Source organism: Leptotrichia sp. SK-5, from assembly GCF_055387215.1.
Window position 1 is genome coordinate 353052 of the sequence record NZ_AP028931.1, and the last position, 25169, is coordinate 378220.

The following is a 25169-nucleotide window of genomic DNA, read 5'->3' on the forward strand; positions in this document are numbered from 1 at the left end:
AAATTAAATTATTTTTTATATATTTTAATTAATAAAAATTTTTTCATATTATTATGTTTTTTCTTTTTATTTCCGTAGGATTGCTCATTGCCGCAAATCCTTATCTTGCAGTAAAGATTTATCCTAATAATTAAAATTGTGGCAAGATTGCTACGCAATAACCTATGGCTAGTCTACGACATTTTTCTGCACTGCCAAAAAACTCGCTATGCTCAAACAGTTTTGCCAGCACAGAAAAATGCTCCGACAAATTAATTCATACTAGAATCTATTTAAAAGGTGAAAATTATATCTTAAATTACTTGAAAAAATTAGGTTTATATACTTTATTAATTAGAAAAGTTTGTAATAAATTTGTTATTTAAATGGGAAATAGTATCAGACAGAATAGAAATAGAATATTTACTCAAAAAAAGACAGGAGTACATTCCCCTGTATGGGAAGCTCCTGCCCTCTGTATATTTTTCACAGTGTCATCCATCTTGTCTTTTCCATGTCACATGTATCTAATAGACTCTGTTTCCGTATCTATCCTTACAGTAATAAACTCCATCAGCCCTCTCAAAACATCTTACGCCTCTTTCAGAAGCTCTCCGATCTGATTCTTTCCATAGGGCAATATCACGTGCACTGCATCCCATAATTGCCACGGTCAGTATAATCATGAGTAAAATTTTCTTAAACATTTCATATCATCTCCTTCTGTTTTAAATATCTATGTCAGATATTTATTCTGTTTTATGTATTAACTATTTGTGTTCTTTTTATATTTTTATTATACAATATTTTAAGTTGGAATACAAATTGCTTTTTCTATTTCTGAAAAAAATTTAATAAAAAATAAAATTATATCTAAATATTACAATGTAATTTAAAATATTTTGATAAAAAACGAATTGCAATTTTTTTAAAACATAGTAGATATTTTATTTGAGATTTGTACTTTAATACTAAACTCCATTTAAATAACAAATTTATTACAAACTTTTCCAACAAAGGATAAAAACCTAATATTTCAAAATAATTAAAATATAATTTTTTTGTTTTAATAAACCGACGGAGCTTTTATTTGTTCAACTACGACTGTTTGACGACTGAAAGGAGGAGTTTCGGAGTTGGGCAAATAAAAGTCGTAGTCTAGCCATAGGTTGTAGGATTTGCGGCAATGAGCAATCCTACGAAAAGAAAAAGAAAAAAACTAATATTAAATAAAATAATCTAATACTAAATCTCATTATAAAATAGAAACGGTATTAAGGACAAAAATTTTTAATTATTTTGATTAATTTTATTTTGAAATAAAAATAAAAACCCTCATTTACTTTTAATATACGTGTGTTATACTTATATAAAAGATATGGAATTTTAAAAAATAATAAATAAAAATTATGGAGGTAAATATGAAAAAGATAGCAATTGCACTTTTTTCACTGATGAGCATAATTTCGTTTAGTGCTAATGAGAATATTGTCAGAAAGATAAGTGTTACTGGGAATGCAGAAAGGGAAGTTATGCCTGATTTGGCAAAAATTAATTTTAAGATTGAGGAAAAGGGGAGTAATTTAAGCCAGACAACTAATGAGGTTAATAAAAAGATTGAGAAGTTTAAAAGTGAATTGAGAGCTAGGAAAATATCACTTGAGAATTTGGAAACAAAGGCGTTTTACAATAGGAAAGGAAGCGAATATCAAGATGATGAAGATATTCTGGATGTGAAAACTGTTCCAAATAAAACTGTCAAAAAGACTGATAAAAAGCCAACTTCTTATGATGTAAATATGTCAATGCTGGTAAAAAATACTGATTTTAACAAGATTTCAGCATTGATTGACTTGGAAGACGGGGATAATTTGCAAAGCATTCAGAAAAATTTTGATGAAAATACATTTGCATTTAACATAAATGAAAACGGGACAACGGTTGATCAAGCCTTAAATAAAGTGTTTAACAAACTTAATACTTCAAGAAGAAAGCTGATTTCAGCTGGAATCCCTGAAAATGATATTATTTTGAGTGATTATACGATAAAAGAAAATTATACAACAGATAACAAAAATTCAAGAAAAGATGTCTACTATGTTACAAACGAGTTTGTGCTTACGACAAAAAATATAAAGGAGCTTAATACTATAATTTCAATTGCTGATGATAATGGGATAAACATAAACGGTTCAATTAATTTTGACTTGTCAGACAAAGACAAAATTGAATCAGAAATGTACAAAGATGCTTATAATCAGACAAAACAGAAGGCAGAAAGCATTTTGCGTTCCAGTAAGATGAAATTGGGAACACCAATTATTGTGAGTGAAGATGTGGAATTTCAGCAAAAGATGATTGACAGGATTGATCAGGACTGGAGTGTGGCTTATAATGCGGCGCCAACGGCAGAACTTGAGTATTCAAATGATAGAATGATAACTAAGTCAGTGGCAGCGTCTGCACCTGTGCCAATGAGAGCTGGTAAACCTAGAGTTGACTATACTCCAAAACCATTAAAACTTGTGCAAAATATTTCAGTTATGTATGAAATGAAATAACAAAAATAGTATAACTTTCACAGAAAAATGCTCCGACGGATTAGTTTATACTCGACTATATTTAAAGAATGAAAATTAAATTTTAGAAAGGAATTTTAAAATGAAAAAAATAATAGCGTTACTTATAATGATTTTTTCAGTATTGTCATTTGCAGATGGCGAAGTTGCTGGAAAAAGAATACAGGTTAGAGGAGTTTCACAAAAGGAAATTATGCCAAATTCGGCAAAAATTGCCCTTACAATTCAAACTGAAAACGAAAGTTTGGATAAGGCAAGTGCTGAAAATTCTCAAATTTTAGAAAGATATAAAAGATTGCTTGCTCAGACTGGGACAAAATACAACAAGATTAATTCGACAGGATATTCCACTTATGAAACATATAACTGGGATACAGTAATTGAAAACAAAGGGAAAAAGGAATATAAAACAAAACTTTCAGTAGAAGTTGACAGAATTTCTCTTGATACGTTGAAAAATTTTATGAGTGTTCTTGCAGCTGAAAAAATTTATTCGTTGAACAGAAGTAAAAACGGCACATATATTTTTACTATTGAATCCCAAAATGCGACAAATAAACAGGCATACCAGAATGCAATGTCAAAATTTAATGATATTCAGCAAAAATTGAGCAAAGCAGGAATTTCCGCAAGTACAGTAAAAATTTCAGGATACGACAATAAGGAAGTAAGCCTTGAAAAAAGAACAAGCAACAAAAAAAATATTCAGATCGTTTCACACCAGATAGAAGTTGAAACAAGAGATTTAAAAAATCTTGGAAACATCATAAATGTAGCAAGTACATTGGGAATCGGTACGACTGGGCAAATCGAATACGACATTGACAATAAGCAGCAACTGGAAAATGAACTTTACGAAAATGCCTACAAGGAAGCCTTGAAAAAAGCACAAGTTATCTTAGGAAAAACAGATTTAAACCTAAAAAATCCTGTTACAATCACAGATAAATCATACGGAGTTATCCAGCCTTATTACGATTACAACTACAACTATTACAATGAAGCCAATTATGCGACTAACCTAGTGCAAGTGAAAAAAAGTGACAGGGAGCTTCTTGATGAATCCACAAGAAGAAACATCGTAATTTCGCCAAAAAAATTAAATATTTCAAAAACTGTCTACATTGAATTTGAAATGAACTAAAAATATAATTTAAGAAAACTGCTATATTTATATAATATGGTAGTTTTTATTTTTTACAAGATTGTTACATAACCTGCGTAACTATTAAAATGTATTTTAATTAAATTTTATTATTAAGTTATAGTTTTTTTCAAAATGGTATTGACTTTAAAAGAAAATGGGGTATAACAAATGTAATTTTAAACAATAGACCTGTTCGACAACTAACTATATGTGCTTATAATTTAATAAAACAAATATTCTGAAGCAAGGGGTCTTGACCCCTTGTGGAAATAAAAAAACTTAAGTTATCGAACACGTCTAATATTGTGAAGGAGAGTGACGGATTATGAAAAAAAATCTAGTAATAATTTTGTTTATTACGCTAATTTCTGGAGTAATTGGAAATAGTGCGAATAAGAAAAGAGTTAGCAGGAAGAAAATTGATAGTGAGAAAGTGAGTGAAAAAACTGTGGATTTATCAAATTATAATGGAGTAAAGAAGGTCAGCATTTTTGTGCAAGGTTTTGAGAGCGGGCCTGCTGTGAGCAAAGTTATTTTAGAAATGGGTGATTATAGAATTACAAATCTTGATAGAAATGATTGGAAAATAAAAACAAATGGATTTGAGCGAAAAGTAATGGATGTGTATGTTTCGAATAAGAAAGGAGAGAAAGCCTTTGATACCGGAATTATTACACTTGAATTAGAAAATAAGTTTAATCCTGATACCTTGAAGTATGAAGGTTCGCCTTTTGCTTATAACAGACAGAAGTTTTTTAATGAATGGGTAAAAGAATATGTTGTGGAAATCGAGGGGAAAGTTACAATTGATGGGAAAGATTATTTGGTCAGTAAAAAAGAAGATGTAATTAATAATAGAGTTTCAACTGATACAGAATTATTCAATTACAGAAGTTCATTTAGTGGAAATTATAAAAACCCAATTACTAAAAAAATAGAAAATCTAAAACTGGAAATGGCAGCTTATGAGCCTGAAAACTTTAAATTGGGAGCAAAAAAGCCTTTAATCGTTTGGCTTCACGGACAAGGGGAAGGCGGAACAGATCCTGATATTGATATTTTGGGCACAGAAACTTCGGCACTTGCGAAAGAAGAAATTCAGAAATATTTTACTGCAGGAGGAACTGATACAAAAGGAGCATTTGTTCTGGCTGTACAGTCGCCAACTTACTGGATGGATGAAGGCGATGGAACTAATGGAAATGGAAGTGGAAATTCGAGATACACTCAAATTTTGATGGATACAATCAAGGAATATGTAAAACATAATCCGTATGTTGATACAAGCAGAATTTATCTCGCTGGAGATTCAAATGGCGGATACATGACTGTAAATATGATAATTACTTATCCAGATTACTTTGCGGCGGCAGTACCGATTTGCGAGGCGTATGCTTATCACGAATATGCAAGAAATAGCGATAGAACTTATAAGACAAATAATATCGAAGTTTCGGCAGGCGGTAAAAACAGTGCAATTTCAAGATTTGTAGAAACTAAGAAACTGTGGGTAACAAAAGAAAAAATTCAGAAGATGAAAAAAACGCCAGTGTGGTTTATTGCGGCGGCAGATGATGGGATTGTTACGCCACAAAAATTTTCACTTCCAACTTACAGGGATTTGTTGAAAGCTGGGGCAGATAACGCATGGTATTCGTATTATGAAAATGTAGTTGGAACAGATGTACCAAATTCAAGATTTCCCGGACATTTTTCGTGGATATATTTTTTGAATAATCAAGTGGAAGGTGTGCAGAACAGGGATAAAATAAAAAATTCCAAAGATACCGAAACTTTCGGATTTGAGCCAAGTAACGCTGGAAAAGGAGGGAGTGAAAAGGCTAATATAAATGGGAAGGCATTTAAAAATATATTTGAGTGGATGAATTTTCAGAAAAAAAGCAATAATCATTAGTCAATGTTATTATTAATGTCGAAAATAGAATTGATTTTCATCAGAAAATTTAATAAAAAATAAAGTTATAACTAAATTACAATGCAATTTAAAATATTTTGGTAAAAGGCAAATTTTAAGTTCTATAAAAAATACTTGCAATTTTATATAAAATTGTAGTATGATGTAAAAGTAGAGAAGATTTTTAACAAGTTTAAAAATCAAAATAGACTAGAGAAAAGAGAGGTAAAAAAGATGGCAAAAGAAACATTAAATCCATTTGAGATTGCACAAAAACAAGTAAAATCAGCTTGTGATAAGTTAAACGCAGATCCAGCTGTGTACGAAATCCTAAAAAATCCAATGAGAGTGTTGGAAGTATCGTTCCCAGTAAGATTAGACGACGGAACAGTTAAAACATTTACAGGATACAGATCTCAACATAACAATGCGGTAGGACCTTTCAAAGGTGGACTTAGATTCCATCCAAACGTAACAAGAGATGAAGTAAAAGCATTATCAACTTGGATGACGTTCAAATGTTCAGTAGCAGGAATCCCTTATGGTGGTGGAAAAGGTGGAATGGCAATTGATCCTAAAGATTATTCTAAAGCTGAGTTAGAAAGAATTTCTAAAGGATTTGCAAAAGCAATTTCACCAATTATTGGAGAAAAAGTTGATATACCAGCTCCAGACGTTAATACAAACGGACAAATCATGTCCTGGATGGTTGACGCTTATGAAGAAATTGAAGGGAAATCAGCAAAAGGTGTATTCACAGGAAAACCTTTAGAATTTGGCGGATCTCTTGCAAGAACAGAAGCAACTGGATATGGAGTTAATTTGGCAGCTAAAAAAGCGTTAGAAAAACTAAACATTGATGTCAAGGGAGCAACTTACGCTGTACAAGGATTTGGAAATGTAGGTTTTTACACAGCATATTATGCACATAAAGATGGTGCAAAAATTGTAGCTTTCTCAAATGTTGATGTTGCAATTTACAATGAAAATGGAATTGATATGGAAGCTGTAATCAAGGATTTTAAAGAAAACGGATGTATTTCAGAAAACAAAGATTACGGAAAAGATATTACAAATGCTGAGTTATTGGAATTAGAAGTTGATGTTTTAACACCATGTGCTTTGGAAAATCAAATTACTTCTGAAAATGCTGACAGAATTAAAGCAAAAGCAGTTGTAGAAGGAGCAAATGGACCAACTACTCCAGAAGCTGATGAAATCTTATTTAAAAAAGGAATCTTAGTTGTGCCTGACATTCTGGCAAACGCAGGTGGAGTTGTAGTTTCATACTTTGAATGGGTACAAAACTTGCAAAGTTACTACTGGTCTTTTGAAGAAGTTCAGCAAAAAGAAAATGCGCTATTATCAGGAGCATTTGAAGACGTATGGGCTTTAGCGGCTGAATACAAGGTAGATTTAAGAAATGCCGCTTATATGAAGAGTATCGAAAGAATTGCAAAAGCAATGAAATTAAGAGGATGGTATTAATTTTTTAAGTTTTTGATATTAAATATTTAAATAAAGAACCTGTTTCTATTTTTAATTATAGAATAGGTTCTTTTTTTGTAAAATTTATTTCATAATTTAAATTTTGCAGTAAAAAAGTTGATTATTTTAAAATGTATTGTAAAATAATAGAGTAAGAAATAATTTTAGGAGGAAAATAAATTTATGAAGCGAATATTTATTATATCTACGACTTATACAAAATCACTAGAGGAAGTGGGAAAATTTAGACAGGAGCATTTTGAGTTTATTCAAAAAAATATTGATGCTGGAAAATTTATTGCTGGTGGACGGCAAAATCCTTCAACTGGCGGGCTTATTCTTGCGTTCAATGTAACTAGGGGAGAGCTTGAGGAAATATTAAAGGAAGATCCTTATTATAAAAATAATTTGATAGAAACGGCAATAACCGAATTTACACCTGCGTTACTGGATAAGGAATTTGAAAAATATTCTAATTAGGCTTCCGATCTTGAAAAATTTGTATATACTCAAACCTATTTAAAATTAAAATGCTAAAATTATATAAATTTAGGGTTTGAGTAAAATTTTAGTTCGGCTTTAAAGCAGTTTTATTATACAAGTGCTTATAAAGTTAAGGAATAGCAGGTGTTGATTGTTGTTTAGCATAACTGAATTTATTAAAAAAAAATGAATAGTTCACTTTTCTTATTTATTATGATATACTAAATTAAATTTTGGGTATAACAATAAAAAAAGGAGGCAAAATTATGTTTTTAGAGAGAACAGAGCGACTGGCATTAGTTGATTTTGACAATAAGCACATTAATTATATTGATTTGATAAATAATATAAAATATTTTTCTGAGTATGTAGTTGAATTGGAAAAGGAGAAGTTTGGACTGATTGTTATGGAAAATCGTCCAGAATGGATTTACAGCTTTTTTGCAGTATGGGATAAAAAATCAGCTGGAATCGCCCTTGATGCCAATAGCAATTCAGGCGAAATTTTATACGTGCTGGAAGATTCACATCCAAACGTAATTTTCTGCTCAAATGAAACAGAAAAAACTGTTTTTGAAGCAGTTGAAAAATATAGTTCAAAAAATACTGTAAAAATAATAAATGTGGATAAAATTACAGTTGAACATGAAAAAATGAATACTATAAAAAATATGCAGTTTGAACTCGAAAATCCAGCTGGAGATGAAACAGCGGCTATGCTTTATACTTCAGGTACAACTGGAAGCCCAAAAGGTGTAATGCTGTCTTTCAATAATTTAAATACTGAAATGGAAGGACTTTACGAAAAAGGAATATTTGATCACAGGGATCAGATTTTGGCAATATTGCCATTTCACCATGTTCTGCCTTTGACGGCAAGCGTTCTTTTGATGTTAAAATACCAGACTTCAATTGTATTTGTAGAAAAAATTGCAAGCAAGGAAATATTTGACGCTCTTGAAAAAAATAGAGTAACTGCAATAATAGGTGTGCCAAGAGTATTCAAACTATTCTATGATGGAATAAAGCAGCAAATTGACGCAAAATTTATTACACGATTTATTTACAAAATGATGAGCAATGTCAAATCATTGAAGATAAAAAGAAAAGTCTTTGCAAAAGTTCATAAAAAATTTGGTGGGCACCTTGACTTTATTGTTGTCGGCGGAGCAAAAATGGATCCTGAAATTTCAAGATTTTATGAAACATTGGGATTTTACGCCCTTGAGGGTTATGGACTTACCGAAACTGCACCGGTTATCGCTGTAAATTCAAAAAAAGAAAGAAAAATCGGAACAGTTGGGAAAAAACTTAATAACATTGAAATAAAGATTGTGGATGAAGAACTGTGGGTTAAAGGTCCGATTGTTATGAAAGGATATTACAATAAGCCTGATAAGACTGCGGAAGTAATTACTGAAGATGGATGGTTCAAGACAGGAGACTTAGCGACAATTGATGAAGAAGGATATGTTACAATTCGTGGAAGAAAAAATACAATGATTGTTCTTTCAAATGGTAAGAATATTGATCCAGAAACGCTTGAAAATAGGGTGATTGCACAAAGTAACGGATTAATCAAGGAAATTGGTATTTTTAATTACAAAAATAAGTTAGCTGCAATAATTGTTCCAGATCTATTAGAGTTTAGAAAACGTGGGATTACAAATACAAAGGCTTATATAAAAAATATAGTGGAAGATTATAACCTAAAGGCGCATAACTATGAAAAAGTGCTTGATTATAAGCTGTTTGAAGAAGAATTGCCAAAAACTAGAGTTGGAAAGACACGTAGATTTATGCTGCCGGACTTATACGAAAAAAATGAAATTGTAAAAAAAGAAAAAACACCTGAACCAACCGATGAAGCATACAAAATATTAAAGGAATATGTCAAGAAAAATAAAGGAATTGAGCCACAGCCAGAAGAAAATCTGGAACTTGAAATCGGAATGGATTCACTTGACATTGTAGAATTTTTTGCATTTATAGAAAATAGTTTTGGAATTCAGCTGGATGAAGAAAAGTTTGCTGGAATGCCAAATTTAAAATTATTATCTGAATACATCAACCAAAAAGCTACAAAATTTGAAGATAACGATATTGACTGGAAACAGATTATAAGAGAAACAAAACCTATAGAGGACAATAAAAACCGTTGGGTAACAAAATTTTTAAAAATATTTCAACCAATTGTCGATTTGTATTTTAGAGTAAAAAAAATTGACAGAAATAAATTGACAGACGAGCCGCAAATTTTCGTATCAAACCACCAAAGTTTTGCGGATGCATTAGTTCTAGGATCATTATTTCCTAGAAGAATCGTTTTTAACATATTATTTTTAGCAATCGACTGGTATTTCAAAAAAGGAATAATGAAGCTGTTTGTTTCAAATGGAAATGTTGTTCTGATTGATATTAACAAAAATATTAGAAAAAGTGTAGAAGAAATAGTTGGCTATTTAAAAGGTGGAAAAAGTATCGTAATTTTCCCAGAAGGAGCAAGAACAAAAGATGGAAAAGTTGCCCAATTTAAAAAGGTATTTGCCATAATTGCAAAGGAACTGAATGTAGATGTCCAATGTCTTGGAATAAAAGGTGCATTTGAAGCATATTCAAGATATATGAAGTTCCCGAAACCGAAAAAAATTGAAGTAGCAGTACTGGAAAAATTCTCGCCAGAAGGAAGCTATGATGAAATTACACAAAAAGCAGAAAAAATTATAAAAGAATATGTTGAGAATTAAATTTATTTAAATTATTTTTTTATATATGCAGGAATGTCTCATAAGATAAAGAAACATTTTTTATTTTTAAAAACATCAATTTAATAAAAAAAATATTTTAACTTATGAGACAACCTTAAAAAAACACAATACTAGTTATTAATTACTAAATTTTGAATAAAAATTCAAAAAAAGTTTATTTTTTTATTTTGTGTAAAACTAGTATGTAAGGGGAAAAAATAAGAAAAATAAGAGAATGTTAAAAAAATTCAAAAAAAGTGTTGACAACTAAAATTAATTATGATATACTAATCGAGTACTTGTGAGTTAGAAATAACAAATAAATACCAAATGCCTTGGTGGCGAAATCGGTAGACGCACAGGACTTAAAATCCTGTGGGAATTTATCCCGTGCCGGTTCAAGTCCGGCCCGAGGCACCATGAATCATATTATGCGGGAGTAGCTCAGTTGGTAGAGCGTCAGCCTTCCAAGCTGAATGTCGCGAGTTCGACCCTCGTCTCCCGCTCCAAAATATGAGCCATTAGCTCAGTCGGTAGAGCACTTGACTTTTAATCAAGGTGTCACTGGTTCGATTCCAGTATGGCTCACCATTTAATTTAACCATATGTGCCTGTAGCTCAGTTGGATAGAGCAACGGCCTTCTAAGCCGTGGGCCAGGAGTTCGAATCTCTTCAGGCACGCCATATGGATCCATAGCTCAGCTGGTTAGAGCACTCGGCTCATAACCGAGCGGTCGCTGGTTCAAGTCCAGCTGGATCCACCATTGAAAAACTTGTGCGGCCTTCGTCTAGTGGTTAGGACCTCGGGTTTTCATCCCGGTAACAGGGGTTCGATCCCCCTAGGCCGTACCATTTATTTTTTTGGAACCATAATTTAAAATTGTGGTATTTTTTTTAAAAAATAGTATTTAATATTTTAGTAAAGTTGTGGGTGGATGTCCGAACGGCTAAGGGACCGGTCTTGAAAACCGGCGAAATCGCAAGATGTCTGGGTTCGAATCCCAGTTCACCCGCCATATATAATATGCCCAGATAGCTCAGTCGGTAGAGCAAGGGACTGAAAATCCCTGTGTCCGTGGTTCGATTCCGCGTCTGGGCACCATTAGAATAGCTAAAAATGTGATATATAGTGCAAATTAGTATTTATGCTGAAATGCACTTTTTTCTTTTATTTATGGTACTGGAGTGTACCCAAAATCTTGGACAAATAATTTGAAAACTAGTTTCCTATTTGTTAAAATATAGTTAAGGAGAGAAATTTGATTATGAACAAGAGAAGTAAAAGGTACACAGATGAATTTAAAATGTTAAAAGACGGAAAAATTACAAAAGTGCAATATAATAAAAATAGAATGAAATAATGAAAGGAAAGAAACGTGAAAAATAAAAAATTTTATTTTGATTTTGAATACTTCCCAGAGATTTCGTATGAAAGTTATATTTTGAAATTTTATGTAGATGGGAAAGATTTATGTGAATTAAAAAATGAAAAATATAAATATGATAAATTGGGAGATATATATTTCACAGCATATTTACTTAAAGATAAACTGGATAAAATCTTAAATGAGCCTTTTCCAGATAAAGAATTGAAAATAAAAAAGGACAGAAAAGATACTGCAATCGAATTAGTAAAGAAAGCTAATGAACTTTATAAAGATGTAGCGTTTAATTTAGATAGCACGGAATTTTGGCTTTTGTACGAGTGGGCATACAATCATCAATTACCTCAAGCGAGTGGAGAAATATATCCAAGAGTTTTTTTTTCTGTAACAGGAAACAAAATTGAAATTACATGGGAAAGTGATAAAGAATTTAAAAACAGAAAAGGTGTTTATTATATCTCAAAGAAACTTTTTGAAGAAGAAGTTTTAAAATTTATAGAAATAATGTTTGAGAGAAGAGAAATTGTGGAACAAAAATTAGATCTTGTAGTAATAAATGGTAAAAAAATTTCTGCTAAAAGAAATTATGATACCGAAATGGAATTTGAAGATCAAATGTTGGAAGAATTGAAAAATGTAAATTATAATTTAAAAACAGTTTATGAATTAATTCATATGACGGAAAAAGATAGAATAATAGTGCCTATTATTTTAAAATATATAAAATTGACGAATAATATATATGATAAAGCAAATTTAATTAGATTTTTGGGAATAAAAGGGCTTTTTGAAGCGTTGCCTGATTTGGAAGAGCAATTAAAAGGGGAGGATAATTTGGATATAAAAGCGGCGATTTTGAATACAATTTCAGTAATAAAAAAATGATAATAAAGTCTCAAAATTTTGGAGTGTACCCAAAATCTTGGACAAATAATTTGAAAACTAGTTTCCTATTTGTTAAAATATAGTTAAGGAGAGGAATTTGATTATGAACAAGAGAAGTAATAGGTACACAGATGAATTTAAAATGTTAATTTTAGAATTGCTGGAAGATGGAAGAACAAAAAAATCATTAGAAAATGAATATGGGGTAGCAACAGCAACAATCAGAAAATGGGAAAAAGAATTTAAAGGAATCATAGATAAAAAATACAATGCTAACGAAGCTTTAAATGAAATCATGGCCTTAAAAAGGCAGTTGCAGCAAGAAATGGATAAAAATAAAAAATTAGAAAAAGACCTGGAACAAAAGGAACTAGATATTGACATATTAAAAAAGGCATCAGCCATATTGATGAAAAAATAAGGACCGTTGACAAGTATGCATTAGTAAAGACTTTATTTAATGAGTTTAATGTTTCAAAATCAAGAATAATTAGTTTAATAGGCATTAAAAAAAGCAGCTATTACTATTGGGTTAAAGAGGTCAAGACACAAAGGGATATAGAAAATAAAATTTTGTACGATATAATAAAATCAATATGGCAAGACAGCAGAAGAATAATATCACATAAGGTTGGAAAATTTATGGATATAAAATTAGTTATCGGCACCTTAAAAATGGTGATATATAAAAGAGTGTATATAACTGATCTGATAATACATACAGATAGAGGAAGCCAGTATGTGAGTAAAGAATATCGTAAATTTTATGCAAAAAAAGGCATAAGCATATTTTACAGCAGAAAAGGAAATCCTTATGATAATACCTGTATAGAATCATTCCATGCAACATTGGAAAAAGAATATGTACATAATGAAAACTTTGAAAATCTAGAAAGTTTAAGAAGTGGAATGTACGAGTATATAGAAATATGGTATAATAACAGCAGAATACACAGTAAAATAGGATTTACAAGTCCGAATGAATACGAAGAAAGCATAAAGAAAGGAAACAAAGAAATTGATTAAAAATAGTCGAAATTTTGGGGGACACTTCAGTATAAGTTTCACTATAATATTAAATTCAGAAGAATTACCCTCATTAAAAAATTTTCCACAACCAGTTAGAAAATAAAAAAATAGTAATAATAAAAATACCCCTTTTATATTTTTCACAAAAATCCCCCACCTTTTATTTTATTTATTAATACAAGTCTTACTATTTTTCAAAACATTAAAATTTCAAAAAATATGTCTAAATTTATTATAACAAAAAAGACTGGAGTATACCAGTCCGATTTTATTAAATTATATTTTTACTTTTTGTTACACTTGACAAAGAGCCTTTTTTAAACTTCTATTTAGCTTTATTAACATTTCTTAAATATAAAATCCCGCCATAAGGAACTAATTTCAGTTCTTTTATTCCCGGTCTTTCAAGAATAATATGAGTAATTTCACCGTAGCCCGTTTTTGCTGCAGGATTTTCTTTCTCATATATATTTTCAACTTTGATTAGAGCATCCGTTCTGATGTTAATATCTTTTGTTTCAGAGGCAATTTTTATAAGTTTATCATATTCAGAATTAGAATAAGAACCATAATTATAAGGACTGTCTGATACAAATCTTTCAAGGTAAAGTATCGGGTCATTAAATCCTAACAAAATTTCATTTTCAATAATATCAAAATCTTTTTTTCTTGATTTTAAAATTAAGTCCTTATAAGACATTCTTGTAACTTCGACATCTATTCCAAGATGTTTTTTTAAATTTTCTGAGAACCCGTCAATGGAATTTTCTTTAATAGCAATATTTAAAACAGGCATTTTACTTATTCCTAATTCTTTTAATCCCTCATCTAATAATTCTTTTATATTTTTGTAATGATAACTCCCACTTTCAGCTTTTCCATTTTTTGCAGCTAAAGCAGAGAAATTTTTGCCATTAATACTGATGTATCCTGGAACAAATCCGTATTCTCTCCTTGTTTCTCCTGCCATTACAGCATCTATAGCCTTTCTGACTTTAGGATTACTTAATGCTTTTACTTTAGTATTGAAAATATAATAATAAGAAGAACCTGCAGATAGTCTCTGTGTTTCTTTCATGTCATTTTTCAGCTTGGTTCTTGAAAAGAATTGAGAATATACAACAGTTGCATCTATTCCTTTACTTTCAGCAATTCTTTTATGGTCGTCTCCGTCCCATAAACCACCATAAATATTGATTTTATTCATTTTTATACTGTTACCGTTCCAGTAATTTTTATTTTTTTCCAATAATAATTTTCTTTTTCCTATACTTTTTATGATATAAGGTCCTGAATATAAAATATTTTCAGGTATTTTTCCGTATTTTTCTCCCAATTTCCCGAAAAATTCCTGATTTAAAGGTGAAAATTCTACTTTTGTCATTAACATATCAAAATATCCTATCGGCTTGGTTAGTTCCAGTTCAATAGTTTCATTATTATCCAATATTTTTATCCCTACATTTTCGGCTTTTACCTTTCCCTCATAAAATTCTCTGCCGTTTTTTACAAGAAAAAGAACATCTGTACTTGGAGATATTATTTCAGGATTCAGCATTCTCAACAATGCAGTTTTGAAATCTTCAGCTTTTATAGGGGTTCCGTCAGAATATTTCAAGCCTTTTCTCAGATGAAAAGTCCACTTGGTTTTATCCTTGTTTGTTTCCCACTTTTCTGCCAGTCCTGGTACTATTTTACCATTTTCATCAATTCTGACAAGTCCTTCAAATAAAAGATCAAAAATATCGGCAGCTTCATAATTTCTCATATTTTCAGGGTGTTTATCATTAAGCAGCTGAGCATCGTAAGATTCAGGAAGAAACAGATGTACTAAATTAAAAGTATCAGGAGTACTTTCAGCAACATTATATTCAAATTTAGCCCCACTAATTGTGTCCACAATTGTATTAAATATATTTTTTTCTGTCTTATTTTCAGAATATGCTCCTGTCTTACTTTCAGAACATGATAAATTGAATACTCCTAATAATAATATAAAAATTGTATACATTTTTTTCATTTTATTCACCCTCTCTATTTTTTTTAGCAAAAATCAGCAAAATTCCCAAAAATATTATTACAAATAAATTTACACAGAAATACATATTAAATATCTCAATGTATAAATTTTTATACCTCAACACAAATTTTAAGAAATGAATAAAAAGCTTAAACTCATGCCCCACTTTAAAAGAGTAATTTTTATACAAGTTAGAAAGTTCCATTATAAAATTGATTCCTAATAATCCTATTATTGAAACAATAGCAGTATAAATTATTCCTATTATTCTGTGTTCATACAATTTCTTTTCGTATGTTTTTACTGAAAATAAAAAGATTACTGAAAAAAATGCAGTTGCTGATGTTGCTATTACTCCTGAAGGAATTCCGGAAAATAAAAACAGCATTATTTTCTGAATGAAAGTAAAGTTGAGTTTCATCTGTTTAAGAACTTCAGATGTTCCAATAATTGAATTTATAATAATTAAAATTCCTATGAAAATTATTACATAATACTTTATTTTATGAGATAATTCCATACTAGTTTCATTAAAATAGTCTTTTATCATTTTTATAAAAATAATAGCTGATACAATTATTACAATAAGAGAAAATAATGTAAATATTGCAGCTAGCATTGTTATTTTTTCTTTTATACCTGTACTTCTGGAATTCATTATAAAAGAAAAATAACATTGCATATATATCATTTTCTCAAATAATACAAGAAAAGCTGCTAAAATAATCATACCCGTTATTTTCATCAATCCCTGCAATATCTTGCCAGTGTTCTTTTTTTCAAAATCTTCAAATTTTTCATTTAAATCATTTATTTTCATATATTCTCTTACCTCCGGAAATGCATATTTTTTTATTTATTTTATATTCTTATGTAATATTAGCAGTAAAAGATTAAAATAAAATGAGATTTTTGATCTCTAAATTTAGCAAGGATTCTTTTCTCTTAAAATAGAAAACCTGTCTTTTCTATTTTGTATAGTAAAACCTATTTAAAACTGAACTAATTTATTAAATAAAACAGAAGTAACTGCTCTTCTAGTGTATTAAAATTATGGGCTGTGTCTTTTAATTTTTTCTTCATATTAGCCCATAATTTTTCTATTGGATTTAAATCCGGCGAATATGGAGGAAGAAATAATAGACAATGCTCCGTTTCCTTAATTATCTTTTCTAACATATTCTTTCTATAAAATCTGGCATTATCCATCTGTTTTGGTAGATATATAAGTCTTGTTCTTTTCAAGTATTTACTTATAGAAAAATTTAGTTTATTATTTAAAAATTCAATTATAATTTTTTTATTATTTACTGACTTTTGTTCTTATATTATATGATTTATAACAACAAAAAGGAATTTTTTATATCTTGACAAATAGAATAATACTTTGTACAATTGTAATATAAATATTACGATTGGAGGGATAAAAATGCCAACATTATCATTGAGAATGGAAAAGGGAGACTTGGAGTTCTTAAAAGAATATTCAAGTATGAATAATCTTAATATGTCATCTTTTGTCCGTAATTTAATTTTAGATAATCCTTGTTGTAAAAAATAGAGCTTTTTTATTAGGAAAATAAATTTATTTTTAACATAGGAGTAAAATTATGAAAAGAAATTTTAAAAAAGTAACTGAAATTTTACTGGCAACTTACTGACAACTTTTATATTTCAAATACCCATTTTTAGCGAAATAATTATGCGTGGGCACCATTAAAACAATTAAAATTGAAATATATAGTGTAACTCAGTGTTTATCATAAGTTGCACTTTTTATTTTTCAGCTAAGTTTTCGGATATTTATTAATTTTTTGCTCAAAGATAAATATAGATGTATAAAAATTTATTTATAAGAACTATGAGGTATAATTAAGTAACATCAGAAGACAGATATGTTTTCAGATGTAAAAAAATAAAAATCGAAGGAGATTTTTGAAAAAGAAAGGTGATTGATTATGAAAAAGACATTAATTGGATTATTTTTAGTTTTAGGAGCAGCTTCGTTTGCAGATGCTGGAAAAATTGAAGCTAAAGGTGGAATAGATCTTGGTGGAAAATATCATTATGGAAAGAATTATAAAAATCAAAAAGTTAAAAACAGTTCAGGAGAAATTGGTGCTGAATACAGATACGAAGTAACTCCAGGATTAGAAGTAGGTGGAGGGACAGCATTCCAATTTCATAAAGACTTAAAAGATAAAGTTTCTGGACAAAATTTGAAAAACTATAATTCATTCCCTCTATATGGAACTGCAAAATATACTTTTGATACACAAACAGCAGTTAAACCTTATGTTAAAGGTGATTTAGGATATTCATTCAATAATGGAGATCATGACTATGGTAATGTTGGGAAATATAAAGCTAAAGGTGGAGCATACTACGGTGTAGGTGGAGGAGTTAACTTCAACAATGTAAACGTAGAACTTATGTTCAAAGAAAACAAAGGAAAATATGAATATGAAGGACCTTTAGGTGTTAAATCTAAATATAATGCCGACTACAAAAGAGTTAGCCTTGGTGTAGGTTATGACTTTAATTTAGGAAACTAATATAAAGTAATTTGTGAATTGAATATAAAAAATATGTTTAATTAAAATATTTTTTACTACCACAAATGTGGTAGTTTTTTTTTGGAATTTTTTCAAAAATAATTTCATTTCTTTATCTTTTATGATATAATATTAAACATATAATAAAGTTATAGTTTATATTTAATCAATAAAAAAGATTATTTTTATATTTACTATACTTTGAAAATTTAATAATGAAAGGGTGTTGAAAGTATGAAAAAATTATTTCTAACAATGTTATTAGTCACCATTCTTATTCTTAGTTGTGGAAAGAAAACTACTAATAGTAATATTATAAAAATTGGAGTTATTGCACCACTTACTGGAAATTATGCACAATATGGGATTGCAGTAAAAGAAGGTATTGAACTGAAAGTAGAGGCTATTAATAATGCAGGAGGGATTAATGGTAAAAAAATCGAACTTGTTATTGCAGATAGTAAAGGTGATGTTCAAGAATCGGTGAATGCATTTAAAAAAATGGTTTCGCAAGATAAGGTGAATATCGTGATTGGAGAAGTTGTTTCGGCTACTTCACAGGCTATTTCAGGACTTGCTCAAAGTGCAAAAGTGCCTTTAATTTCGGCAACTGCTACAAGCCTTGATGTTACAAAAGGAAAAGATTTCGTGTTTAGAACGACATTTACAGATCCTTATCAAGGAACAGCAACTGCAAAATACGCAAAAGCAAAAGGCGTAAAATCAATCGCAATTTTAACAAATTCTTCAAATGATTATTCTGTAGGAATTGCAAATGCGTTTAAGGAACAGGCTAAAAAAGATGGAATAACTATTACTGAAGAAAAATATACAAATGACGATAAAGATTTTAAAGCAATTTTGACAAAAGTAAAAGGGCAAAATCCACAAGCTATCTTCATACCTGACTATTACAATACAATTGGGCTAATTATTTCTCAAGCAAAAGATCTGGGAATAACTGCGCAATATTTTGGTGGAGATGGATGGGACGGAATTCAGACTAACTTTGGAGCAGTTGCAGAAGGAGCAATTTTTGCAAGCCAATTTTCTCCAGAAGATAAAGCTGAAAATGTTCAGAAATTTATGAAAGATTACCAAGCTAAATTTAATAAAGAACCAATAATGTTTGCTGCACTTGGATACGACACAGTGGAAATTGTAGAAGCTGCATTAAAATCTTCAAAAGATTTGACAGGACCATCTATAAAAGAAGCTATGAACGCAGTTAGCGGAATTGATCTTATAACTGGAAAGTTAAAGTTTGATGCTGACAGAAACCCTGAAAAAGCAGTTACATTTATTGAAGTAAAAGGTGGAAAACTTACATTAAAAGAAAAATTTTAAATTTAAGAAACAAAATAAATTACTTATAAAAAATATAATAGTGAAGGAGAACGACGATGAAAAAAATATTATTCTTAGTTTCATTGTTGGCATTATTCGTACTGAGCTGTGGAGCAAAGTCGTCTAAGGACAGCAATGTTATAAAAGTTGGTGTTATAGGAGCATTAACTGGAAATGTGGCACAATATGGAACAAGTACAATAAACGGATTTAAATTGAAGGTAAAAGAAATAAATGCCGCTGGTGGAATTAATGGTAAAAAAATTGAAATTGTGGAAGCAGACAGTAAAGGTGATGTTCAGGAAGCGATTAATGCGTTTAAAAAAATGGTTTCACAAGATAAAATTGACATCTTTGTAGGAGAAGTTACATCTGGACCATCTCTTGCAATTGCACCGCTTGCGCAACAAGCAAAAATTCCTATGATTACAGCAACTGGAACTGCATTTGACATCACAAAAGGAAAAGATTTTGTTTACAGAACTACATTTACAGATCCTTATCAAGGTGTCGTTGTTGCAAAATATGCAAAAGCAAAAGGTTATAAAAACATTACTGTTTTAACTAATACTGGAAGTGACTATTCTGTAGGGCTTGCAAACGCATTTAAGGAACAGGCTAAAAAAGAAGGAATTCAAGTAAAAGAAGAACAATACACTGCTGATGACAAGGATTTTAGAGCATTGCTTACAAAAGTAAAAGGATACAATTCTGAAGTAATTTTCGTACCAGATTATTACAACACAATTGGACTAATCTTGACACAGGCAAAAGAACTTGGAATAAACGCTCAATTCATGGGTGGAGATGGATGGGATGGAATCCAGACTAACTTTGGAAAAGTTGCAAATGGAGCAGTTTTTGCAAGCCAGTTTGCACCAGATGACCCTGATCAAAATGTTCAAAAATTTATTGCAGCATACAAAAATGAATATAAAATAGATCCAATTATTTTTGCCGCTTTAGGATATGATACTGGAACTATTTTAGAAACAGCATTAAAAAATGTTTCTGACTTGTCTTCTAAAGATGCAATAAAAGAAGCAATTAAAAAATTTGATGGTACTTTGGTTACAGGTTCGCTAAAATTTGATGCAGAAAGAAATCCTGAGAAAAAAGTTACATTTATTGAAGTGAAAGATGGAAAACTTTCATTGAAGGAAAAATTCTAGGAAAGAAAAAATTCTAAAAATATAGAAAATAATAATTGTTATGAAGTTCGGTTGTTAGGAGAAATTTTCTTTCTTCTAACACTCTGGAACTTTTTTTATCTAAAAAGAAGAAAACTAATTTGGGTAAATATACGTAAGCTGCTTTAAGATTATATTTAATTACAGGGGAAGAGTATGATTTTAAAGTTGCTTAAGTATATGAATGAAAAATAAAGCGTATTTTAAGTAAAGAGTATGAGGAGTTTTTAAATATGTTAAAGAGTTTTATTGAACAGACTATTAACGGACTGCAGACTGGAAGTATTTACGCGTTGATTGCGTTAGGATATACAATGGTTTATGGTATCGTTAAACTTATAAATTTTGCACATGGTGATATACTTATGGTGGGAGCGTATGCTACTTTAATTGCCGTGTCACATGGAATGCCATTAATTGTGGCTATTATTTTATCAATTGTTATATGTGCTATTTTGGGAGTTGTAATTGATTTTTTTGCATATCGTCCAATTCGAAATGCACCTAAAATTTCGGCACTTATAACAGCGATTGGAATGAGCTTTTTGCTGGAAAGCCTGGCACTTATAATATTTGGAGCAAATCCAAAAGTTATTGATCAGAAATATATACCAGCGTTTTTATCAAATAATAACAAAATCAGTCTAGGATTCTTGCAAATTAGCATGCTTACAATATTTGTAATTGTAGTTACTTTAATTTGTATGGTTGCTTTGAACTTGTTTATTAAAAATACAAAACTAGGAAAAGCGACAAGAGCAGTTTCACAGGACACAGGAGCGGCACAGCTTATGGGAATTAATGTAAATAAAACTATTGCTATAACATTTGCGATTGGTTCTGGACTTGGTGCGTTGGGTGGAGCATTGTATGCGATTGTTTATCCGCAAATTGAGCCATATATGGGAATGCTGCCAGGACTGAAGGCGTTTATTGCGGCTGTATTTGGAGGAATAGGAAGTATTCCAGGAGCTATGGTTGGTGGATATGTTTTAGGGCTTCTTGAAGCATATGTAAAAGGTTCGTCGCTTACAACTTGGGCAAATCCTATTGTATTTGGTGTGCTGATATTAATATTAATTTTTAGGCCAAATGGACTCTTTGGTAAGAATATGAAAGAAAAAGTGTAATTGGAAGGGAGGAAAATGGAAAATATGGAAAAAAACAATAAAGATGTAAAAACAAAAAATATAGATAATATAGAAAAAAATCAAAACGAACAGAATAATAAGATCAAAAAAAATAAAGAAGTACAAGAATATAAATGGAAAAACTTAAATTATTTTAACAAATTAAATGTAAAAAATTATGTAGTTACATTTATTTCGATAGTTGCACTTTATATCGTCTTAAGTTTTACTTTTGATCCAAATGATGCTTTCAGTTATACAAAAGGAATATATATAAACATATTAATTTTTGTTTTATTTGCAGTAAGCTTAAACATAACAGTTGGGCTTATGGGACAGCTTAATTTGGGGCAAGCTGGATTTATCGCAATTGGTGGATATTCAGCGGCATTTATTTCAAAAATACTTGTAAATTATAATTTACCGCCATTTTTACAGTTAATACTGGTATCATTGTTTGGCGGATTGGTTGCGGCTGTATTTGGATTTTTTGTTGGTGGAAGTACACTTAGGTTAAGAGGAGATTATCTTGCTATTATAACACTTGCCTTCGGAGAAATTATAAAATATATTATTCAAAATCTGGACTTTTTAGGAGGAGCAACTGGACTTAATAATATTCCAACAATTCTAGATTTTTCAAATACATATTTTATTGTAGTTATTTCAATTATTGTAATTGCAATGGCAATGACTTCTCGAAAAGGGAAAGAGATTCTGTCAATTAGAGAAGATGAAATTGCGGCAGAAAATATTGGAATAGGATTAAATCGTGTAAAACTTTATGGGTTTGCTTTTTCAGCATTTTTTGCTGGAGTTGGAGGATCGTTATTTGCTCATAATATTGGAATTTTGACGCCAGATAAATTTGGATTTTTATTCTCAATAGAAATTCTTGTTATGGTAGTGCTTGGCGGACTTGGAAGTATTACGGGAGCAATTATCGCTGCAACAATTTTGACACTTCTAAATGAAAGATTGAGAGATGTTTCGCAGTTTAGATACTTAGTTTATGCAATCATATTAATTTCATTAATGATTTTCCGTCCAAAAGGGATTTTTGGTACGAAGGAATTTACATTTGCAGGAACAAAGAGAAGAATTAATAGAATTAGAAATTATAGAAATAATAAGAGTGAGAAAAGCGAAAGTTAAATATTTTTGATAAATATAAAAATGAAGTAAAATAGGAGATAAAAATATGTCATTATTAAAAACGACAGATTTGGGAATATCTTTTGGCGGGCTAAGAGCTGTTGATGAGGTAAATATTGAGATTAAAGAAGGGGAACTGGTTGGATTGATTGGTCCAAACGGAGCTGGGAAAACGACAATATTTAACTTGCTGACAGGCGTTTACAAGCCTACTGATGGAGATATTTCTATAAATCAGATTAGTATAAATAAAAAAACTACTCCACAGATAGTTGCTTTGGGAGTTGCCAGAACATTTCAGAATATAAGGCTGTTTAAGGAATTAACAGTGCTTGACAATGTAAAGCTGGCACTTAACAGCAGTATGAAATATAACACTTTTGAAGCGATTTTTAGACTTCCTAGATTTTGGAAGGAAGAAAAGGAAATAACAGATAAGGCGCTTGATTTACTGGATATTTTTGATATGGCTGAAATGGCAAATATTACAGCAGGAAACCTGTCTTATGGACAGCAAAGAAAACTGGAGATAGCAAGAGCTTTGGCAACAAATCCAAAATTATTGCTGCTGGATGAGCCTGCAGCTGGAATGAATCCAAATGAAACAAGAGAACTGATGAATACAATCAGCTTTATAAGAAATAAATTTAAAATTGCAATCCTGCTAATCGAGCATGATATGGACTTGGTAATGGGAATTTGTGAAAGACTTTATGTGCTGAATTTTGGAAGAATTATTGCTTCAGGTCTGCCTGATGAAATTCAAAATAACAAAGAAGTTATTGCAGCTTATTTGGGAGAATAAAATTTAAGAAGAAAATTAATAAAATTAGCAAAAAGGAGGAAAAGTGAATATTTTAAATGTAAATGATTTAAATGTATATTATGGCGGAATTCACGCTATAAAAAACATTTCATTTCAGATAAAAAAAGGTGAAATTGTTTCTCTAATTGGTGCAAATGGTGCGGGAAAAACCTCCACACTTCACGCTATTTCAGGGCTTGTACCAATAAAATCAGGAGAAATTTCCTTAAGTGGAGAAAATGTGACCAATATAGATGCTTACAAGCTTGTCAGCCGTGGAATGGCACACGTGCCGGAAGGACGTAGAATCTTTACAGAATTGACTGTATTGGAAAACTTGGAAATGGGAGCATTTACGAGAAATGATACAGACCAAATAAAAAAAGATATGGAACATATGTTCTCGCTGTTTCCACGACTTGCCGAACGTAAAAAACAGCTGGCAGGAACAATGAGTGGAGGAGAACAACAAATGTTGGCAATGGCAAGAGCCTTAATGTCAAATCCTTCACTACTATTGCTAGATGAGCCGTCAATGGGACTAGCACCATTATTAGTGCAGGAAATTTTCAACATAATTGTAAGAATTAATAAAGAAGAAAATGTAACAGTGCTGTTAGTAGAGCAAAATGCCAATATGGCACTATCAATTGCAGACAGAGGCTACGTTCTGGAAACTGGAAAAATCATTCTGGAAGGAACAGGGAAGGAATTGCTTACAAATCCTGAGATTAAAAAGGCTTATCTTGGAGGATAAAAATAAAAAATTAGAATATTTGTTTTTGAAAACTGTCTTGAAAAGTTTTTTAGCTTTTTGGGATGGTTTTTTATTTTGGATAAGTTTTGATAGAAAAAAAACTGGGATTTCTCGCAGTAGAGTGAACTCTTTTAAGAAATAAAATTATATTAATTTACTAACAAGAGTCTTGATATTTTATTCAACTAATAGTATTAATTAGTGTTATGTAATAGCCAATCTAGCCATGCTTTGGTATTTTTTTCTGTAGCAGGATCAAGTCTTTTTGCATTTTTAGATTTTAATAGAGCATTTAATTCACTTTCTGAAAGAATTTGATAACTATCCCTTTCGTATTTTTTCCCATTTTTTATTTCCGTACCAGTACGCATCTCTATAAACATAATATTATAATTATATGAAGATGCTGCAGGTATTTTCTCATTTTTTCTACTTTTTACAACATATCCTGTTGTTGTTGTATAAGTTAATGTAGGATACCCTTCTTTATCATAAGAAGTAACTTCTTCAAAAGGAGTACAGGCAATTTTATATTTTTTTCCAACTGGAAGAACATAGATAAAATAATTATGT

22 protein-coding genes and 8 tRNA genes are annotated in these 25169 nt (G+C 30.4%); 25 read left to right on the forward strand and 5 right to left on the reverse strand.

Features of this window, described 5'->3' with window-relative positions:
• Positions 1-506 precede the first annotated feature (506 nt).
• The gene (locus tag ACZ5B9_RS01770) at positions 507-665 is read right to left on the reverse strand and encodes a hypothetical protein (protein WP_464423111.1); all 159 of its coding nucleotides are present in this window, start codon (positions 663-665) and stop codon (positions 507-509) included.
• Positions 666-1400: 735 nt separating this feature from the next.
• Between ACZ5B9_RS01770 and ACZ5B9_RS01775 the strand changes: the two genes are divergently transcribed.
• The 17 genes from ACZ5B9_RS01775 to ACZ5B9_RS01855 all read left to right on the forward strand — a co-directional run bounded on the left by ACZ5B9_RS01775 (position 1401) and on the right by ACZ5B9_RS01855 (position 13634).
• Positions 1401-2540 carry an SIMPL domain-containing protein gene (locus tag ACZ5B9_RS01775; RefSeq protein ID WP_464423112.1) on the forward strand — a complete coding sequence of 380 codons (1140 nt, stop codon included), beginning with the start codon at positions 1401-1403 and terminating at the stop codon, positions 2538-2540.
• Between the two features lie 100 nt (positions 2541-2640).
• Complete coding sequence (locus ACZ5B9_RS01780) at positions 2641-3702, forward strand: SIMPL domain-containing protein (RefSeq protein ID WP_464423113.1); 1062 nt, start codon at positions 2641-2643, stop codon at positions 3700-3702.
• Between the two features lie 328 nt (positions 3703-4030).
• The gene (locus tag ACZ5B9_RS01785; RefSeq protein ID WP_464423114.1) at positions 4031-5620 is read left to right on the forward strand and encodes a prolyl oligopeptidase family serine peptidase; all 1590 of its coding nucleotides are present in this window, start codon (positions 4031-4033) and stop codon (positions 5618-5620) included.
• 234 nt (positions 5621-5854) lie between these two features.
• The gene (locus tag ACZ5B9_RS01790) at positions 5855-7108 is read left to right on the forward strand and encodes a Glu/Leu/Phe/Val family dehydrogenase (protein WP_464423115.1); all 1254 of its coding nucleotides are present in this window, start codon (positions 5855-5857) and stop codon (positions 7106-7108) included.
• A 183-nt stretch (positions 7109-7291) separates the two neighbouring features.
• Positions 7292-7588 (forward strand): YciI family protein, encoded by a 297-nt coding sequence (locus tag ACZ5B9_RS01795; RefSeq protein WP_464423116.1) that lies wholly within the window; start codon positions 7292-7294, stop codon positions 7586-7588.
• A gap of 269 nt (positions 7589-7857) precedes the next feature.
• Complete coding sequence (locus ACZ5B9_RS01800) at positions 7858-10338, forward strand: AMP-binding protein (RefSeq protein WP_464423117.1); 2481 nt, start codon at positions 7858-7860, stop codon at positions 10336-10338.
• Positions 10339-10670: 332 nt separating this feature from the next.
• Positions 10671-10758 (forward strand) — tRNA-Leu (locus tag ACZ5B9_RS01805).
• 13 nt (positions 10759-10771) lie between these two features.
• Positions 10772-10847 (forward strand) — tRNA-Gly (locus ACZ5B9_RS01810).
• 6 nt (positions 10848-10853) lie between these two features.
• Positions 10854-10929 (forward strand) — tRNA-Lys (locus ACZ5B9_RS01815).
• Positions 10930-10945: 16 nt separating this feature from the next.
• Positions 10946-11022: transfer RNA gene (locus ACZ5B9_RS01820), tRNA-Arg, on the forward strand.
• 3 nt (positions 11023-11025) lie between these two features.
• Positions 11026-11102 (forward strand) — tRNA-Ile (locus tag ACZ5B9_RS01825).
• A gap of 13 nt (positions 11103-11115) precedes the next feature.
• Positions 11116-11190, forward strand: a tRNA-Glu gene (locus tag ACZ5B9_RS01830).
• A 77-nt stretch (positions 11191-11267) separates the two neighbouring features.
• Positions 11268-11354, forward strand: a tRNA-Ser gene (locus tag ACZ5B9_RS01835).
• A 10-nt stretch (positions 11355-11364) separates the two neighbouring features.
• Positions 11365-11440, forward strand: a tRNA-Phe gene (locus ACZ5B9_RS01840).
• A gap of 274 nt (positions 11441-11714) precedes the next feature.
• The gene (locus tag ACZ5B9_RS01845; RefSeq protein ID WP_464423118.1) at positions 11715-12608 is read left to right on the forward strand and encodes a hypothetical protein; all 894 of its coding nucleotides are present in this window, start codon (positions 11715-11717) and stop codon (positions 12606-12608) included.
• Positions 12609-12711: 103 nt separating this feature from the next.
• Positions 12712-13029 (forward strand): transposase, encoded by a 318-nt coding sequence (locus tag ACZ5B9_RS01850; protein ID WP_464423119.1) that lies wholly within the window; start codon positions 12712-12714, stop codon positions 13027-13029.
• Between the two features lie 152 nt (positions 13030-13181).
• The gene (locus tag ACZ5B9_RS01855; protein ID WP_464423120.1) at positions 13182-13634 is read left to right on the forward strand and encodes a DDE-type integrase/transposase/recombinase; all 453 of its coding nucleotides are present in this window, start codon (positions 13182-13184) and stop codon (positions 13632-13634) included.
• A gap of 328 nt (positions 13635-13962) precedes the next feature.
• Here the strand turns inward: ACZ5B9_RS01855 and ACZ5B9_RS01860 are convergent, their stop codons facing one another.
• The 3 genes from ACZ5B9_RS01860 to ACZ5B9_RS01870 form a co-directional block, all read right to left on the reverse strand.
• Positions 13963-15657 carry a peptide ABC transporter substrate-binding protein gene (locus ACZ5B9_RS01860; protein WP_464423121.1) on the reverse strand — a complete coding sequence of 565 codons (1695 nt, stop codon included), beginning with the start codon at positions 15655-15657 and terminating at the stop codon, positions 13963-13965.
• Position 15658: 1 nt separating this feature from the next.
• Positions 15659-16477, reverse strand: coding sequence for a hypothetical protein (locus tag ACZ5B9_RS01865; RefSeq protein ID WP_464423122.1), 819 nt, complete (start codon positions 16475-16477; stop codon positions 15659-15661).
• A 182-nt stretch (positions 16478-16659) separates the two neighbouring features.
• Positions 16660-16866, reverse strand: coding sequence for a transposase (locus tag ACZ5B9_RS01870; protein ID WP_464423904.1), 207 nt, complete (start codon positions 16864-16866; stop codon positions 16660-16662).
• 220 nt (positions 16867-17086) lie between these two features.
• On the opposite strand from ACZ5B9_RS01870, the gene ACZ5B9_RS01875 reads away from it, so the two are divergent.
• The 8 genes from ACZ5B9_RS01875 to ACZ5B9_RS01910 all read left to right on the forward strand — a co-directional run bounded on the left by ACZ5B9_RS01875 (position 17087) and on the right by ACZ5B9_RS01910 (position 24596).
• Complete coding sequence (locus ACZ5B9_RS01875) at positions 17087-17218, forward strand: DUF6290 family protein (protein WP_464423123.1); 132 nt, start codon at positions 17087-17089, stop codon at positions 17216-17218.
• 397 nt (positions 17219-17615) lie between these two features.
• Positions 17616-18212, forward strand: a complete 597-nt coding sequence (locus ACZ5B9_RS01880; protein ID WP_464423124.1) for an outer membrane beta-barrel protein — start codon at positions 17616-17618, stop codon at positions 18210-18212.
• A 234-nt stretch (positions 18213-18446) separates the two neighbouring features.
• On the forward strand, positions 18447-19559 hold the full coding sequence (locus tag ACZ5B9_RS01885; RefSeq protein WP_464423125.1) for an ABC transporter substrate-binding protein: 1113 nt from the start codon (positions 18447-18449) through the stop codon (positions 19557-19559).
• 56 nt (positions 19560-19615) lie between these two features.
• Positions 19616-20731 carry an ABC transporter substrate-binding protein gene (locus tag ACZ5B9_RS01890; protein ID WP_026745742.1) on the forward strand — a complete coding sequence of 372 codons (1116 nt, stop codon included), beginning with the start codon at positions 19616-19618 and terminating at the stop codon, positions 20729-20731.
• Between the two features lie 251 nt (positions 20732-20982).
• The gene (locus tag ACZ5B9_RS01895; protein ID WP_021769785.1) at positions 20983-21879 is read left to right on the forward strand and encodes a branched-chain amino acid ABC transporter permease; all 897 of its coding nucleotides are present in this window, start codon (positions 20983-20985) and stop codon (positions 21877-21879) included.
• Between the two features lie 24 nt (positions 21880-21903).
• Positions 21904-23034 (forward strand): branched-chain amino acid ABC transporter permease, encoded by a 1131-nt coding sequence (locus ACZ5B9_RS01900; RefSeq protein WP_464423906.1) that lies wholly within the window; start codon positions 21904-21906, stop codon positions 23032-23034.
• Positions 23035-23080: 46 nt separating this feature from the next.
• The gene (locus tag ACZ5B9_RS01905; RefSeq protein ID WP_021769783.1) at positions 23081-23839 is read left to right on the forward strand and encodes an ABC transporter ATP-binding protein; all 759 of its coding nucleotides are present in this window, start codon (positions 23081-23083) and stop codon (positions 23837-23839) included.
• A gap of 43 nt (positions 23840-23882) precedes the next feature.
• Positions 23883-24596: an ABC transporter ATP-binding protein gene (locus tag ACZ5B9_RS01910; RefSeq protein WP_021769782.1), complete on the forward strand. Its 714-nt coding sequence runs from the start codon at positions 23883-23885 to the stop codon at positions 24594-24596.
• 194 nt (positions 24597-24790) lie between these two features.
• On the opposite strand, the gene ACZ5B9_RS01915 is transcribed toward ACZ5B9_RS01910, so the two are convergent.
• On the reverse strand, positions 24791-24979 hold the full coding sequence (locus ACZ5B9_RS01915; RefSeq protein ID WP_021769780.1) for a hypothetical protein: 189 nt from the start codon (positions 24977-24979) through the stop codon (positions 24791-24793).
• Between the last annotated feature and the right edge of the window lie 190 nt (positions 24980-25169).